1 protein-coding gene is annotated in these 378 nt (G+C 65.3%); it reads left to right on the top strand.

What is annotated here, in order from left to right:
- Positions 1 to 378 (top strand): hypothetical protein (locus tag BRSPCE3_RS35720; RefSeq protein ID WP_244071807.1); only part of this gene is annotated, 378 nt, incomplete at both ends.

Genomic DNA, 378 nt, shown 5'->3' with positions numbered 1-378 from the left:
CCACACGGTTTCCATCGCGCGCGGTACTCCCGCACTGCTGGCGGCGGCCTGCATCACCGCCGGTGTCCTGGGGATCGAGCCCCCGCGGACTCTCCTTGGCGGGGATATCGGCCGGGGAAACGGTTCCGCCCTCATCTACAAACACCTCACCGAAAACCTCCCGCTCCTGGCACCGGACCTGCTGGTCTATCACTACCTGCAGCCGGATGTGGACTGGCACAACAGGGTCTACCTGTGCATCGAGGATCTGGAGAAGAAGCCGCTCCTGGTGGCCGACGCCGGGTTCATGTACGTGGCGAAGATGAGCGGGTTCGCCCCGTCCTACGACCTGTTCACGCCCGATGCCGGCGAGCTCGCTTTTCTGGCCGACGAAGCCGC

Origin of the sequence: Bradyrhizobium sp. Ce-3, assembly GCF_022835695.1 — a bacterium.
In the GTDB taxonomy this organism is placed as follows: Bacteria; Pseudomonadota; Alphaproteobacteria; order Rhizobiales; family Xanthobacteraceae; genus Bradyrhizobium.
Note: the sequence above shows the minus strand (reverse complement) of the source record. Positions and strands in the feature narration are given on the sequence as shown.